This is a genomic window from Pseudomonas sp. NPDC096917, assembly GCF_044762555.1.
GTDB lineage: Bacteria > Pseudomonadota > Gammaproteobacteria > Pseudomonadales > Pseudomonadaceae > Aquipseudomonas.
The window spans coordinates 1-14,192 of record NZ_JBIWEO010000010.1 but is presented as its reverse complement, the minus strand read 5'-3'; the positions used below and the strand labels follow the sequence as shown (position 1 = coordinate 14,192).

General features: G+C 53.0%; 11 protein-coding genes and 3 pseudogenes. 6 read left to right on the top strand and 8 right to left on the bottom strand.

Annotated elements, in window-relative coordinates; all coding sequences use genetic code 11:
• Window positions 1-11: 11 nt before the first annotated feature.
• The 3 genes from ACIQYF_RS13110 to ACIQYF_RS13100 all read right to left on the bottom strand — a co-directional run bounded on the left by ACIQYF_RS13110 (window position 12) and on the right by ACIQYF_RS13100 (window position 3,258).
• A complete protein-coding gene (locus ACIQYF_RS13110) occupies window positions 12-1,190 on the bottom strand; it encodes a thiolase family protein (RefSeq protein WP_402862004.1) in 1,179 nt (392 codons plus the stop codon).
• A 72-nt stretch (window positions 1,191-1,262) separates the two neighbouring features.
• A complete protein-coding gene (locus ACIQYF_RS13105; protein ID WP_402862001.1) occupies window positions 1,263-2,174 on the bottom strand; it encodes a citryl-CoA lyase in 912 nt (303 codons plus the stop codon).
• A gap of 283 nt (window positions 2,175-2,457) precedes the next feature.
• Window positions 2,458-3,258 (bottom strand): IclR family transcriptional regulator, encoded by an 801-nt coding sequence (locus tag ACIQYF_RS13100; protein ID WP_402861998.1) that lies wholly within the window; start codon window positions 3,256-3,258, stop codon window positions 2,458-2,460.
• Window positions 3,259-3,465: 207 nt separating this feature from the next.
• Between ACIQYF_RS13100 and paaG the strand changes: the two genes are divergently transcribed.
• Window positions 3,466-4,257 (top strand): 2-(1,2-epoxy-1,2-dihydrophenyl)acetyl-CoA isomerase PaaG, encoded by a 792-nt coding sequence (paaG, locus tag ACIQYF_RS13095; RefSeq protein WP_402861995.1) that lies wholly within the window; start codon window positions 3,466-3,468, stop codon window positions 4,255-4,257.
• Between the two features lie 481 nt (window positions 4,258-4,738).
• On the opposite strand, the pseudogene ACIQYF_RS13090 reads toward paaG, so the two are convergent.
• A pseudogene (locus ACIQYF_RS13090) lies at window positions 4,739-5,186 on the bottom strand (transposase); the annotation flags it as partial.
• A 155-nt stretch (window positions 5,187-5,341) separates the two neighbouring features.
• Entirely contained in the window at window positions 5,342-5,893 is a 552-nt protein-coding gene (locus ACIQYF_RS13085) for a helix-turn-helix domain-containing protein (RefSeq protein WP_402861992.1), read from the bottom strand.
• Window positions 5,894-5,992: 99 nt separating this feature from the next.
• On the opposite strand from ACIQYF_RS13085, the gene ACIQYF_RS13080 reads away from it, so the two are divergent.
• The 5 genes and pseudogenes from ACIQYF_RS13080 to ACIQYF_RS13060 all read left to right on the top strand — a co-directional run bounded on the left by ACIQYF_RS13080 (window position 5,993) and on the right by ACIQYF_RS13060 (window position 10,628).
• Window positions 5,993-6,427 carry a hypothetical protein gene (locus ACIQYF_RS13080; protein ID WP_402861989.1) on the top strand — a complete coding sequence of 145 codons (435 nt, stop codon included), beginning with the start codon at window positions 5,993-5,995 and terminating at the stop codon, window positions 6,425-6,427.
• Window positions 6,428-6,900: 473 nt separating this feature from the next.
• A complete protein-coding gene (locus ACIQYF_RS13075; RefSeq protein WP_402862575.1) occupies window positions 6,901-7,392 on the top strand; it encodes a LysR substrate-binding domain-containing protein in 492 nt (163 codons plus the stop codon).
• Between the two features lie 170 nt (window positions 7,393-7,562).
• Window positions 7,563-7,768: pseudogene (locus ACIQYF_RS13070) on the top strand (transposase domain-containing protein); the annotation flags it as partial.
• A gap of 991 nt (window positions 7,769-8,759) precedes the next feature.
• A complete protein-coding gene (locus ACIQYF_RS13065) occupies window positions 8,760-9,116 on the top strand; it encodes an MmcQ/YjbR family DNA-binding protein (protein ID WP_402861986.1) in 357 nt (118 codons plus the stop codon).
• Window positions 9,117-9,311: 195 nt separating this feature from the next.
• Window positions 9,312-10,628: pseudogene (locus ACIQYF_RS13060) on the top strand (transposase).
• 319 nt (window positions 10,629-10,947) lie between these two features.
• On the opposite strand, the gene ACIQYF_RS13055 reads toward ACIQYF_RS13060, so the two are convergent.
• From ACIQYF_RS13055 to ACIQYF_RS13045, 3 genes are read right to left on the bottom strand one after another with little or no spacing between them, the layout of a single operon-like run.
• Window positions 10,948-11,634, bottom strand: coding sequence for a hypothetical protein (locus ACIQYF_RS13055; protein ID WP_402861983.1), 687 nt, complete (start codon window positions 11,632-11,634; stop codon window positions 10,948-10,950).
• Window positions 11,631-12,800, bottom strand: a complete 1,170-nt coding sequence (locus tag ACIQYF_RS13050) for a hypothetical protein (protein ID WP_402861980.1) — start codon at window positions 12,798-12,800, stop codon at window positions 11,631-11,633. Before ACIQYF_RS13050 ends, ACIQYF_RS13055 begins: the two co-directional genes overlap by 4 nt.
• A 1-nt stretch (window position 12,801) precedes the next feature.
• Window positions 12,802-13,845, bottom strand: a complete 1,044-nt coding sequence (locus tag ACIQYF_RS13045; RefSeq protein ID WP_402861977.1) for a hypothetical protein — start codon at window positions 13,843-13,845, stop codon at window positions 12,802-12,804.
• Window positions 13,846-14,192: the final 347 nt, after the last annotated feature.

Sequence of the window (14,192 nt, the reverse complement as noted above, 5' to 3'; positions counted from 1 at the left end):
TGCTGCTTCCTTCATACTGTGAGAATGGAGACAACCGCTACCGCGGATTCGTGACCAACCTGGCCGCCCGAGTTCTGCGCCAGGGCGACCTTCGCGCCTGGACGCTGCCGCGGCCCTGCTTCGCCACGCAGCTGCTGAACCAGCTCGGCGATCTGAGCCGCACCCGTGGCGCCGATCGGATGCCCCCTGCTGAGCAGGCCACCACTCGGATTGACTGAGATCCGGCCACCGATGTCCGTAGCACCACTACGCAGCAACTCAACGGCCTCCCCTTCAGGACAGAACTGGACGACCTCGTAGTTGATGAGTTCACCGGGAGCCGATGCGTCGTGGACCTCGGCGACGTGAACCTCGTCCGGCCCGATCGATGCTTCCTTGTAAGCAGCTATTGCTGCGCTGACCGAAGCACTTGGCTTGGTCGGGTCCGCCATCCCGGACAAAAGCACAGAGCTTGCTACCCACACAGGCCTGCAGCCCGTCAATTGGGCCGCGACTCGGCTCGACACAAGGACGATTGCAGCCGCGCCGTCACCAATCGATGAGCACATTGGAAGTGTGAGCGGCTCACTGATCATGCGAGCAGCTAAGACTTCTTCGACCGTGGTTTCTTTGCGAAACTGGGCGTATGGGTTCATCGCGCCAGCACGGCGGCTCTTGACTGTAATTCGAGCGAAGTCCGCTGGTGTCGTGCCGGTCGCCGCCATGTAGCGCCGTGTGCGTTCGGCATAGATGTCCATGAATATGGACCCGCTGCCGGAACCAATATGCGCCGGCATGACGTCCTCCTTGTCCACCGCCCCTGCGAATGCACTGAATGATACTGCTTTGTCCGGGTGGCTCAGTTTCTCCGCGCCTATCGCCATCGCCACATCAGACTGACCGCTGGCTACCGAATACCAAGCCAGGTGGAAAGCTGTGCTACCGGTTGCGCAGGCGTTCTCGACGCTAACCATGGGCTTGCCCAGGAGGCCGGTGTACCTAAGTGCCGCTTGAGCGCGCACCATCTCCTGGCCAGTGATGAGCCCGGCTGCAGCGTTGCCAAAAAAGACACGGTCAACGCGTTCGGCTCCGATGCCTGCATCGGCCAGCGCGTTTCGTACAGCCTCTTCAGCAGAAGTTCTGACCGAACGATCAATAAATTTCCCGAACGATGTCATGCCGATGCCGGCAATTGCGACGCGAGTGGTCATAGTCTTTCCAATCCAATTCATGAGATGTCAAAGCAAGGTGCCGACGAATGCGGCAGTCTCAAAAAAGCGCAATCAGCTCACGCTGGGGCTTTCGTTCTTACGGCGCGCTGGGCCATCGTATTCAACTTGGTCAAGAGTGATCTGGCGCCAGCCAGGCTCGCGCACCGACTCCTCGAATGCGTGGGCGAAAAGACCTGCAGTGCGGGGAATGACAATGAAGGCGCGAGCCAGCCGCCAGTCGATCCCCATATCCGAAATGATTGCGCCGACCGCGGCATCGATGTTCGCCAGTAACGGTCTATTTTTCTTCTTGATCAGCGCCTTCTCCAGCTCGCGAGTCATCCGGACGTGATCGCCTGCAATCCCATATTCCTCGGCGAGAGCGAACAGCACCTTCCCGCGAGGATCGCCCTCGGGATGCTGCGGATGCCCGAAGCCATCCAGCCGCTTTTGGTTGGCAACGTACTCAGACGCCACATCCTCATAGCTGCGTCCGCTAGAGGCTGCCTCGGACACCAACTCCTGGACGTAACGTGCAAATTCCTCGCCGGCACCGCCATGGACGTCGCCGAACATCATGGCACCTGCAGCGACTGAGCACTGGATCGGCACGCCCGCAGCCTGAACGAACCGGGTAACCGTCGAAGAAGGTGAGATACCGTGGTCGGCCACGGAAATGAACATCGCATTGATGATCTTCGACTCATTACCTTTGGGAAGCTCGCCCTTGAAAAGCAGGTAAATCATTGCCCCAAAGTCGATTTTACCGACGAGATCAGTGAGGACGTCATAGCCTCTGACTACAGTACCTTCGTGAGGAGAAGGATCTGCGATAGCGGTGCGCCAGTATTTTCGATCAGCTGTATTGGTCTTGTTAGTCATGCTGTTCTCGATGTCAGTGAGAGGATTTGCAGGCGATAGCTCTCGAACCTGTTGGATCAAAGCGTACTGACTGACATCTAGATGTAAAAACCCATCATCCACAATATGGACGTTTTTCCTGAGGTTTACCGTGAGACGCTCAGCAGGAATCAGCTCACGGCCTTACTAAGCCATGAAATACTCGTAGTCTTGAGATGTAGCGATTCCAGCGGGACGCAGTGAACTGCAGTGGAAACCTAGGAAGATCCAAGGTTGTGGCGGGGGGGGGGGCTTTCATTATTGAAATAGGGGGGAGGCAAGAACAAAAGCTGCTATTTGAACGGCCATTAGCAGGCCGGGCAATCGGAAAAAGCTGAAAATTGAGGCGGAACCATCTACTAAATTTTCACAGTAAATCTAAGCGCTCTTGAATGGACGATATATGCCTGTTGACGGTTTGCATCGCTTTATCCTGTATGTCCTTCGTCATCCGACTATCTAAAGAACCCGTGGTGATCGCTCCGAGCACTTTTCCTGCGCTGTTCTTCAATGTGACCCCGATGCCTATCACGCCCGGAACGCTGTAATGCCCAATTACCGCATAGCCGCGGTTTTGGGTGGCGGCGATCATCGCGCGCAATGTAGAAACATTCAGCGAACCGTAAGCGGAAAGTCGCTTAGCGTTAGTGCGCAAGCATTCGTCCTGCTCCGCGCGGGGCAGAGTACCCAGAATTGCCAGCCCCCCAGCGCCAACTCCTAGGGGTTGCCGGTGACCAACCTTGACCGACACAATCTGGATTGGATAGCCACCAATGGCCCGGGCAACGCACATAGAGTCCAGATTCATGCGAATAATCAAGAATGAACTGTTCCCTGTTTCTTCTGAAATAGCTTTCAAAACCGGATCGCAAATGGCGCGTAAATCCAGCCGATCAGCAAATTGAGCCCCAAGTTCCCGGCAGTACTCGCCCAGCACATACCGGCTCGAGCCAGCTGGCCGAGAAAGAAATCCGTGCTTCATGAGCGACTGCACCATGCGATACGCAGTCGGTCGCTCCATACCGCTAAGCCTAACGAGATCAACCAGGCGCAGACCCTTTTGGCTGTTGGCAGCTACCAGTTTTAACAGGCTAATCGATCGTTCAAGACTTTGGGTTCCAGAGTGCTGGGAAGCTGCTTCATTTGAGTTTGATGGTAGGGAACTCATTTGCGACCTCAATTTGCTCGGTGCTTAGAACGCAGCGAAAAAGTCCATATTTTGGACGTTACCCTACCAAGAAATCTTTACCAAGGGTAGGGTCTATTCGATGTCGTTCCACCGAGTTGTCAATCGCGAGCTCTCCTGCCAACGATTGTCGGCGGATCGGCCGATTTCCAAATCATGTTAAACACGTCTTAGGTAGTCATCACCATCATGCGCTACGAAAACGTTCTATTTAGTATTGAGAATGGCATTGCTCGACTGGTGCTCAATCGGCCGAGTAAGCTCAACAGTTTTTCGGAAACTATGCACCACGAGATCGCGGATGTGATGCATTATTTAGCACAGCCTAATAATGGCGTACGGGTACTATTAATTACTGGGGCCGGACGGGCGTTCTGTGCTGGGCAAGACTTGTCAGAAGGTCAAATGTCAGGCGCAAGTGAAGTTGATCTTGGTATTACGGTGGCGCGTTACTACGAGCCACTTGTAAGAAACCTAAGAGCCCTACCTTTCCCAGTCGTTGCGGCGGTGAACGGTGTGGCGGCTGGAGCCGGTGCAAATTTCGCATTGGCTTGCGATATCGTCGTGGCGAAATCCTCAGCTTTTTTTATGCAGCCTTTCGTCAGCCTTGGCTTACAACCCGACACAGGAGGCACGTACTTCTTGCCGCGCCTGGTCGGAAGCGCCAGGGCAATGGGGCTAGCGTTGTTAGGTGACAAACTCAGCGCAGACCAAGCAGAACACTGGGGATTGATTTGGAAGTCGATTCCGCCCGATGAATTTGAAACAGCCGTAGAAGCGCTAGTGTGCAGGCTCGCATCAGGTCCAGCGTTAGCTCATGCGCATATCAAGCAGGCGTTGCACGCCAGCATAGATAACAACCTAGATCAACAGCTCGCATTGGAACGCGAGAGCATGCGTACACTTGGAAATAGCGCGGACTATAGCGAAGGAGTAAGTGCTTTCTTGGAAAAGCGATTACCTCGCTTTAACGAGCGCTAGTGCCGTATTGGACTCAAAGCCCGCTCGCCCAACGCATATCGAATAGCTTTTTTTAGCGGCTGCCTTAATTGCCCCATCCACTCCTAATAAGTAGTGGGCTTCAGAATCTAATTATTTCGCCACACGTTGCGTGGGCAAGCCAGAGAAGTGTCGAGCGCCTCAAGTCCGTTCTGCTCGCGAACGTAACGATGTATGCGACCGGTAAACCGATCAACGTGGTTTCTTGATTCGTTTAGGGCTCGTTGCAGTCAGCCCCCTAGTGACTAGGTGAAAAACAGAGCTTTTAGGCTCATGACAAGGTAAGCGCTCCATGAACTGAATATCCCCGGGCTTTCTAGACACTCTCCCCCATCACCGCCAATTTCTCAGTTGATCCCGATCACAACGTTTACACCTTCATAGGACGCGGTCGGGATAGTATGCACCTGCCGCCGCTCACAGTTTCGAACCTACGAAATTACTGCATAAGCTTCTGGCTTGGGTATGTGACGTGAAGCGATTCTAAGGGAGAGCTCATACTGCTCACCACAACGAGACATTCGCTGACCAGCTTCACTGGTCGCCCCCCCGGCAACAAGGATGAGTGCGCAGTCCATTTTCGCGACCGGACGATCTTCACGGCCTCTTTGAGAATTTCTGCTTCCATCGTTTCCTTGCCCAGCATCCGTTGCAGTTCACGGATCTGCTTGAGCGCATCGCTCAGCTCGGAGGCAGGCACGACGGCTTCACCGGCACTGACTGCCGTCCTGATACAGCTTGCGCCACAGGAACAGCTGATTGGCATTGATGCCATTGCGCCGAGCGACGACCCACACACTCTGCCCTGGCTCAAGGCTCTCGCGAACCATGGCCAGCTTTTGCTCTGGGCTCCAGCGGCGTCGTCGCTCCTGGCCCAAAAGCTCCCCACTCTTATCGTTGCTGTTAGTCATAAACATAACCGTTTGCCTATCCCTTATCGTAAGGGGGAAACGGTGTCCTGTCTTTCATGGGGCTCGTTCAGCGCTCGACGTTTGCAACTATGCTTGATCATCGCCTCGACGCCCAATCGGTGCAATCTGAACAGGGTGCCAAGTCAAAGCCACCCTCACTGAGGCTGATTGACTGAAAGCTTCCAGTAACGATTAACGGTTGATCTGGATAGGCCTAGCTCTCTTGAGATCTCTGCTTGGTTGAGGCCGCGCGCACGAAGTTTTATTACGGATGCCAAATTGACACCATTGGTGGGCTTACCAGGTTTTCTCTGAACAATTTCCCCACCGCTTAACTGAGATCGTAGCTGTGCCATTCCTTCTCGGGTCGAGAACGTATCCAGCGTCGCAGAAGCGCGCTGTAGTATTTGTTCAGGCTCAACGTCTTCTCGCAAGGCCACACATAGGGCAACCAAGGCTACGAAATCGAAGTCCAGCGCACTAGCAAGGTCATCTAGCTTGCCGATAGAGATATTGACTTGAGCTTGCTCTAGGGAACTGATAGTGCGTCGTACAGTAACGTCGGCGAGGTCTTCATATGCGAGACCTTTCATCCTTCGTATAGTCCTAATAGCTGCCGCGATCTCGTGATTGAGCATCCAATCATCCTCAAATATGAGGATAGAGCCACATTGCGACCATTCCGATAAACGCACTATACTGCTCATATTGGAACGCTCATGCATTTTGGCACCGACAGGAACCCCGAAGTCGACCCGCAGACTCGTTTTTACGGGCCGAGCTGTAGGTGCCACTCAGGAAAAATTATGTTTAGAACGATGCGTGAAGCTGAATTGATGCCCAATTTGTTTAGAGCAGCAAGCGGGTTTCAGTTCTGGTCTCTTGTGGAGTTAGAAACCATGTGGCCATGGTTTCACGTAGAGACCATCGATTGCAGTGGTAATGATATACATAGAGGGGTTGTTCTCGCGCCCAGCGTTCCGCTTCTGGCGGATTTGATCGGAGGAGAAAGCAAAACAGCTAGGATCGACCAAGTCCAAGTTGTGACCCCCGGCGATATTAATGGTACCGGTAGTTGGCAAATGGAGGCGCTGATAAGCCTTCATGAGCTAGTCGATAGCGCAGGGCGGGTCGTAGGACATGCATATCAAGTCGCGGCAGGAACAGAGTATTCAACTGTTGCAAACTACGATCAGCACAGGCGTAATTTAATATATGCGCCTAAAGCATCAGATCGCTGACAGCAGAAGGCGGTTTTGCAGATCAAAATTTAGCTAAGTCAACTCAGGTGAGGAATTGCCTAGCTGAAAACCATTGGCCATCAGACACATTTTCTAAAGCTCTTGAAAGCGATTAACCCTAGCCATTTCAAATATCGATCTAGAGATCCTCCTAGGCCCTTGATCAAAAACACTGAGCAAGCTATCTATCCGGTGTAGCCAGGTATACAAGGTTTGCCGCAACTGCTTTGTATTAACTGAGTATCATGAGGTATGACAATGCGATGAAAGGCCGACAAAAAGTAAAAACCCGCAAGTGGTATACAAAATCAACAACTCAAGCCGAAGCTCGAGAGCAACTCCAAAATCGGTCTGAAAATCAGGGAAGGCTTCTCGATATTGCGGCGAAAAATGATAGCAAGCTAGAACCTATTGGACGACTTTCCGGTTGAAAAAATCTAAGCTTATCTTTAAAGCATCTCGACCATTGAACAATCGCTCAACATATCCGTGGGAGCGAACTCCAAGATTCGAGGCTAATGTCCCGACCACTAGGGCCTTACCGGTCATGTCTTGTAGCGTCCCCTGCTTACCTTCAAAACAGAGGTATTCCCACCAAGTCCGCCGATCTCTTAACACATTCCTGCTTGCACTACCGGTGGCAGAACTCAGGCAAGCTCTATCAATGGCCTTTCAAGAAACAACAGGCCATTCAAGCAGGCGAGCATCTACCGGTCACTATGGTCTGTAGCAACGTAGAGGCGCTGATCTACCTTGCGCAGGCGGGTCGAGGGATCGCGTGCTTACCTGATTTCGCGGTCAAAGATAGCTTGGCTGATGGGCGTTTAGAGAAGGTACTCAGCAGCAGCCTTGTGGGTGATAGTACCTTCCAAGTCGTTTGGCCGAGCAGTAGGCAAATGGCGCCCAAGGTACGTGCATTTGTAGACTTCGCCGTGGATAATTTTTCCACCGGACTGGTCAGCTAAGCGCCAGTGCCACTAGGTGTTCTGGATCCCTAGTCCTCAGGGCCGCTTTTGGCTGACTTATGCCTTTCGCCACCGTTTGCTTTGGATCGAGTTCAGTCAGTCATGGATCTCATGTGCACTTGTCACGTCGAATGCAAATGGGTGGTCAAGTCCATGCAATTACCCAATGAGCGCTTGGACGCAAAAACTGGCTCTGCGCAGGGTCGTTGCGCAGCGGAAAACGGGCTGCGGCAATCATGAGCCTGATTCAGTCGGCACGCATGAACGCGTATGACCCGTATGGCTAGCTAAAAGATATGCTTACGCGGTTGCCGACACAGATGGTCGTGAAATTGGACAGTTGCTGCCGCACCAGTGGGTAGCTCCATCGCATTGATCAAATGGGCGTACCCCACTAGATTTCCCATTTTTCCCCTGTCGTTGGCTAGATTTTCTTAACCGCGCCAAGATTTTCTTAATATGTGCGCCGAACACTCAGAAAATATTAACCAAAAATGGCCGTGCAACCACTATTTTTGGGGTTTCCGCTTATTGGCGGTAAGCGTCCCGAAATCACACCTTGCCGCATTGCGCTTTCTGGACGACCTGGGCTTTGAACGGTTTGGGATAAGAGCTACGTTGGCGCATGGAAATCCTAGCGATAAGGGTGATCGCGTTCGCTTAAAAATACGCGGACACCATCGCCCTTAATGCTGGATTTCGGTAGGTGACTTGGCCAGACGGTTACCGATCAGCGCGACCCTACCGTCGTTGGACTTCGTGGATGATCGGCATGGCATTTAGGAAACGGATGTCTGCCAGTCCCGCCCACATATTTGGCTGTCCTACAGTCGGGAAAATCATCAGTTTGACTGAATCGCAACCCACCCCGTCACAAGTGCTCAATTATCTGCGAAATGAAATGCGATAGCTGTAGCTGTAGCTGTAGCTGTAGCTGTAGCTGTAGCTGTAGCTGTAGCTCTGAGACAGATTGGGGGCGACTCCCGTACGCTCGCAATTTATCAGTGTTGGAATATGCAACCGAAGCCAGTCCCGCTAGCGATTTTATGCCTGCCACAAAGGGCAACTACCGGCCAGAAGCGGTCACTTTGAATCGCCCCGGTTTTCCGAGGCACCTTTGAGCGGCTGTTTTTGGCCGATTGTTGCCTGTCGCGAAGATCAGTTACCGGCCAAAAGCGGCCGCTTGGATATGACTACGATCAAGGGGCTATTCAAGGTTCGGCAGCACCCACCCGCATGAGCTACACCTTGGGTATTACTCTGTGCATATGTAGGTGCAGGGTGGCGACGCATAGCCGAGCATGGCCATAATGCCATTGCCAGATGGCTCCTCAGCTACCAAATAATCAATGCCCAAGGACAGCCCCATGCCATCCAGAAAAGCAGTGTTGAGCTATGTTGAGAAAGAGTTCGATATCCAGCCTGATTACCCTTGGAGTAAATTCCCAAAATACGCCGTCCTAAGGCACGCGGGATCAGAGAAATGGTTTGGAATAGTGATGAACGTACCCAAGGAAAAGCTAGGTCTTGCAGGCGAGGGAGAGGTTGATATTTTGGATGTGAAATGCCATCCGGCCAAAGCGGGTTCACTTCGTCAAATGGGGGGGATTCTTCCGGGTTACCACATGAACAAAGAGCACTGGATCAGTGTGGTTTTGGACGGCTCAGTAGCAACCGAATACATACACGAACTCATTCAAGATAGTTACGAGTTAACTAAGTAGAGGTTCGAACTGACGAATCATGGTTATTCGGTTCTACAGATTTTATCTGCGCTCCCCCATCGGGTGGTGTTTGGCTATTTTGGCCGATTGCAACCTTGCACGAACGTCTGCTTCTGGCCGACTCTGTTGAAAAAATAGCTCCCCTGTCTGGCCTGCGGCAAAATTGTTTCATTGGCCGGCGGGGGATCACACAGCATGATGGGACAGTTATCGAGTGGGCAGGAGCGACTGTTTTACTCATTCAACCTTGAAGATCACATCCCAGCCAATCACCTTCTGCGCAGCATTGATCGGTGTCTCGATCTGAGCGATTTGCGCCATCACCTCGCCGACTTCTACAGCCCGATTGGGCGCCCGTCGATTGATCCTGAATTGATGATCCGCATGTTGATCGTGGGCTATTGCTACGGCATACGCTCAGAGCGGCGGTTGTGCGAAGAGGCCCATTTGAACTTGGCGTATCGCTGGTTATGCCGATTGAGCCTTGAAGATGAAGCCCCCAATCACTCGACCTTTTCCAAAAACCGACACGGCCGTTTTCGGGACAGCGATCTGTTTCGCTGGCTGTTCAATGAAGTGCTGCGTCGTTGCATGGACGCCGGCCTGGTCAAGGGCGAAGGCTTTGCCGTGGACGCCAGCATCATCAAAACGGATGCCAGCCGGCAGCGCGGTGTACCGGGTGATGAACCGGTCAACTGGAGCGATCCGGCCCTGAGCACCCGCGCCGTGCGTGAGTATCTTGAGGCACTCGATGAAGAGGCTCTGGCCGAAACGCTACCGAAGCGTCTATCGCTGACTGATCCTCAAGCCCGCTGGACCGCAGCTCCAGGTGGCCCAGCGTTCTTCGCTTACTCCACGAAATATCTGATCGATACCGAGCACGGCGTGATCACGGATGTGGAACCCACACCGGCTCATCGAACCGCAGAAGTCGAGAGCACCAAGACGATGATTGATCGCGTTAAGGCGCAGTTCGACATCAAGCCGGAACGCCTCATTGGCGACACCGCTTACGGTACCGCGCCGATGCTGGCCTGGATGGTGGAAGCAAAGGACATCGAGCCACATGTGCCGGTGTGGGACAAAACCGAACGCAAGAACGACAGTTTTTCGAGCAGCGATTTCCGCTGGAATGAAGAGATGAGGAATACTGCTGCCCGGCTGGCAATGCATTACGTAGCGAATGGCGAGCCTTCAAGAACGAGCGTTCGCACGTCACCAAAGCCAACACAATCATCTTCCGATCCAGACAGACTGACTGCGCGACGTGTCCGATGAAAGCCAAGTGACGTGGCTCGACGCATCGCGGCGACGCCGGAGTACGTGCGCTCTCGCCACGAACGTAAGAAGGTCGAAATGTTGTTCGCACACCTCAAGCGCATCCTGAAATTGGATCGCTTGCGACTACGTGGCATGAGCGGCGCGACCAATGAGTTCACACTGGCGGCTGCGGTACAGAACCTGCGTCGACTGGCCAAACTTACATCTCAAGGGCCGCCTGCCCCGGGATAGGTGTGCCTGCACTAAGCCAAAAACCTCAAATTAACCCAATAACAAAGCAACAATGGTCAACGAAGGGCCGAGAAACCACTCAATGTGGTGAGTAGGTTCTCTGGTGGTGGCCGTGCCTGAGTCCAGGTGATCTGAAAATCTGACTTTTTCAACAGAATCGGCCATAAGGGGTCACTCGAGTATATAAAGCCGCCTTATTTCTGGTTACTGGCATTCAGGGGCCTGATGGGCGTAGCCGGGTTGTGTGAGCGCCCCAAGCGCCGAGCCAGCCGAGACAGGTCTGACACATCCCGCTCGACCTCTCGTAACCTCTGCCTATCTACCGGATCAAGAGATCTGTCAGCAGGTGCAGATGCTCCTCATCATCCCATGACACTGCTATCGAACCTGAGCGCGACAGTTCAATCTGAACTGGCGTTGAGTCGTACGTGTAGACGATTTTGATCTTGTCGATCGGTGCCGCGCGGCCACCCGTGATCTCCAACAACTTCGTCATCGCGTTCCCCGTCGATGCAATATCGACTCGGTAGCTGCTTTCGATATCGAAGGTCACCGCTCCCGAAACGATCCGCTTGGCCATGACTCTCGTGAAGCGCTTATCGGACTTGAGCTGCTGATAGACCGAAGAAATGTCCGGCTTCACGATCTCCAGCGCGAAATTCGTCAGGGTTGCCGCTCGGATGAGCTCCACGAAGGGCTTCAAATCCTTCGGCGGCGAACCCATGCAGACCGAATAGCGATCCGGCCCAAGCGTTTCGAACACCATGTCGAAGCTGATGAACGTCGAGTAACTCGATTCGACGGTTTCGCCCAGAGGGTTCGTGAACCACTGGGTGATATTCCGCTGCTCGTGGTACCGAAAGGTTGCCTTGCCAGCCAGGATCTCAATAACTTCGACACCGACCCGGTTCTGGTCGTTGAACGGCTGCTGTCGAAGCCCATGCACAAGGGACTGAAAGTCAACGCGAGCAGTCAGAACCCAGAGTTTCAGCCGCTTTGACTTCATGCCATCAAACTCCTTTCGATCTCATCCAAGGTCTTCTGCGCTGCATCCTCCAAGCGGACTTTGAGCTTCTGCTCAAACACCGGCTCGGCACGCACCAGGTTCTTGGCGTATTTCCCATTGTTGTAGTTGTAGACACCCTTGACGATGTAGGAGAAATCGCAGTACTTGGCCTGGTTACCAAACTGAGCTTCAAAGAGGACGACCTCAGATCCAAAGAGCTTCTCACGAGCTTTCCATCGGATCTTCCACAGATAGAACCCGTGGCCTTCTAGCTCAAGCAGCTGCTTCGACTCCAAGACACCCTTACCCTTCAGGGACGCCTTGTCGATGCGTATGATCTTGTGAACACTGGCTTCTGGCTGCGGCCGAGCCAGTTCGGCTTCAGGGTCGCCCTCCTCGCCCTCATATTCTGATTCAACCTCAATCGAATCCTCAATCACCAGCGCATCGTCACTGAGATCCAGGTCATCGTCTTCTCGATCTTTAGGGTTGAATGTGGATACGTCGACCACATCGACCACCTCCATGTCCTTGAGATTGCGGATCAAGTTGCGAAGGAAGTTCGTCCTGATGCTCGCATCAGGGATCGCCTCCAGTGAGATGGTTCGGGTACCAACGTCCTGTTCGGTCAGGATCTCGATCTGGGAATACAGCTGATCAGTGATGTCTTTGAACTTGTCGTTCATGGGGCCAGTGATCTTCCACCCCTTGCCCTGCTTCTCAAGGATCACCTCCGCCGTCTTCTCAACCACCTGGCGGAACTCAGCCTGACTCAGATCGAGCTTCTGATATTTGACGGTGAGTTTGAGCTGATCACCGTGGACGGCCACCTCAGCCTGCTCGTGCTGGTCATCCACCAGCCATTCCTTGACGGAGGTGAGAGCGTCGGTCAGTTGGTCTTTAGTAACCGCTGTCGTGACGACCACGTTGGTGGTTTTCTCACGACTGTCACGGCCACCCACCAGGAGCGACAGATTCCGATAGTCGTAGTAGTCATGGAACAGGGCACTGAATCGATTGGCCAGGAATTTTTTGTCAGATTCATTGGAGATCACGATCCCTCTGGATAGGAAGACCTTCCTGAGCTCAACGCTCGTCAGGCTTCGCTGCGTGAGCGCATCGTAGATCGCTTTGTCGGATGCAAAGTACAAACTACCCATTCTCATGTCAGTCTCGCTCCCATCCGATCGCTTCGGGCTTATAGTTCGGAATCGCGTGATTCACGATTTCCAGTTCGATCGCCTGTAGTTTCCGCTTGCGGTTTTCGTCTTCGCCCCACTCGGTCACATAGCTGTTGATGGCAGCATTGAAATTGCTGAGGATGCTGCTGTGATGGTGGCGATTGGCAACCCTGATTCGGATTTTCAAGTCCTTGTTGGCGTTGAGGATCTGGAATCTGGACAGCGCGTCAAAGAGGTACCTGAACTCGATCTCGGTGCTGCCATCGCGGCGATAATAGATCAGATAGCCTTCGCTATACGTTTCAGTCACGTCTTTGGCTTTCTCGCAGTACGACATCACCTCTTTGTGGTGAATGATCATATACGGCGAGGCGATCAGCTCTGCGGTTGCCGCACGATCCCAGTACTCACCATTGGCCTTGTGCAAGACGAGGTCAGGGTAATAGAAGGTGTAATTTTCCTTCGGGAATTTCCCTTCTGCTCTGAGGGTGTTTACATCGAGCTGCAGCGTCTTCAGGTAATTGATCAATGAAGGTTCGACGATATGAACCTGCTGAGAATCTTTGATGTGCAGATTCTCACCTTTGTAATCCTTGAAGTGATCGTAGAAATTCTTGTCGTACTCGTCATCGTGGTTATAGACGAACAGCATCCCACGAATTTCATACTTCTCACGTTTGGCCAAATGGTAGCGAGTCTGCCATTCCGGCGAAGCACGGGCACAGTCGATGGTCTTGCCCAGGGACTTCAAGGCCTTCTTGATCGAGTCCAGAGTGATGGAGCCAACCGCATAGCTTTTCAAGTCGGTATGAAGGTAGATGGCTTTGTTCAGGTAAGGGTCTGCGTACTTGAACACCACGTCAGTCGGGTGCGTATGCTCAGACTTCTTCAAGGGCGAGTGTGTTTCCTTCTTCACACAGGCGAAGTTGAGGTTGGCAGGCCCCTCTTTCTTCCAGCGGAAGAAATTGAAGATGTCGCTAGAAACGAGCTCCGCAAGCCTCGCAATTTTTTCGGTTTCGCCGCCTGACATGGTCGTTCCTGTCACGAATTGAATGTGCAGGAACGGTACCGGGCAAGGAGATATTGGCCCTAGCCGTGGGGGGCGTCCTGCTGTGAATATGGCCTCATGCCAGCACAAAGTACCGTAAAACATCGTGCCCGGCCATACGTCAGGCAGTGCTTGTGTCGTGCGAGGTCAACTAGGATCCGGTAGTAGGCTGATACCAGTTTGATATCTATCAAGGTTACATTTTCGTACAAGGGGATACTGGGGTGGACATGACTAGTGTCGTGAGCGGTTAGTTTATTTTCTAACGTACAACGATATACTGTGCACCCCTCGCCCCGAGATGGTTCCAGGCATGCCTCGTCCAATTG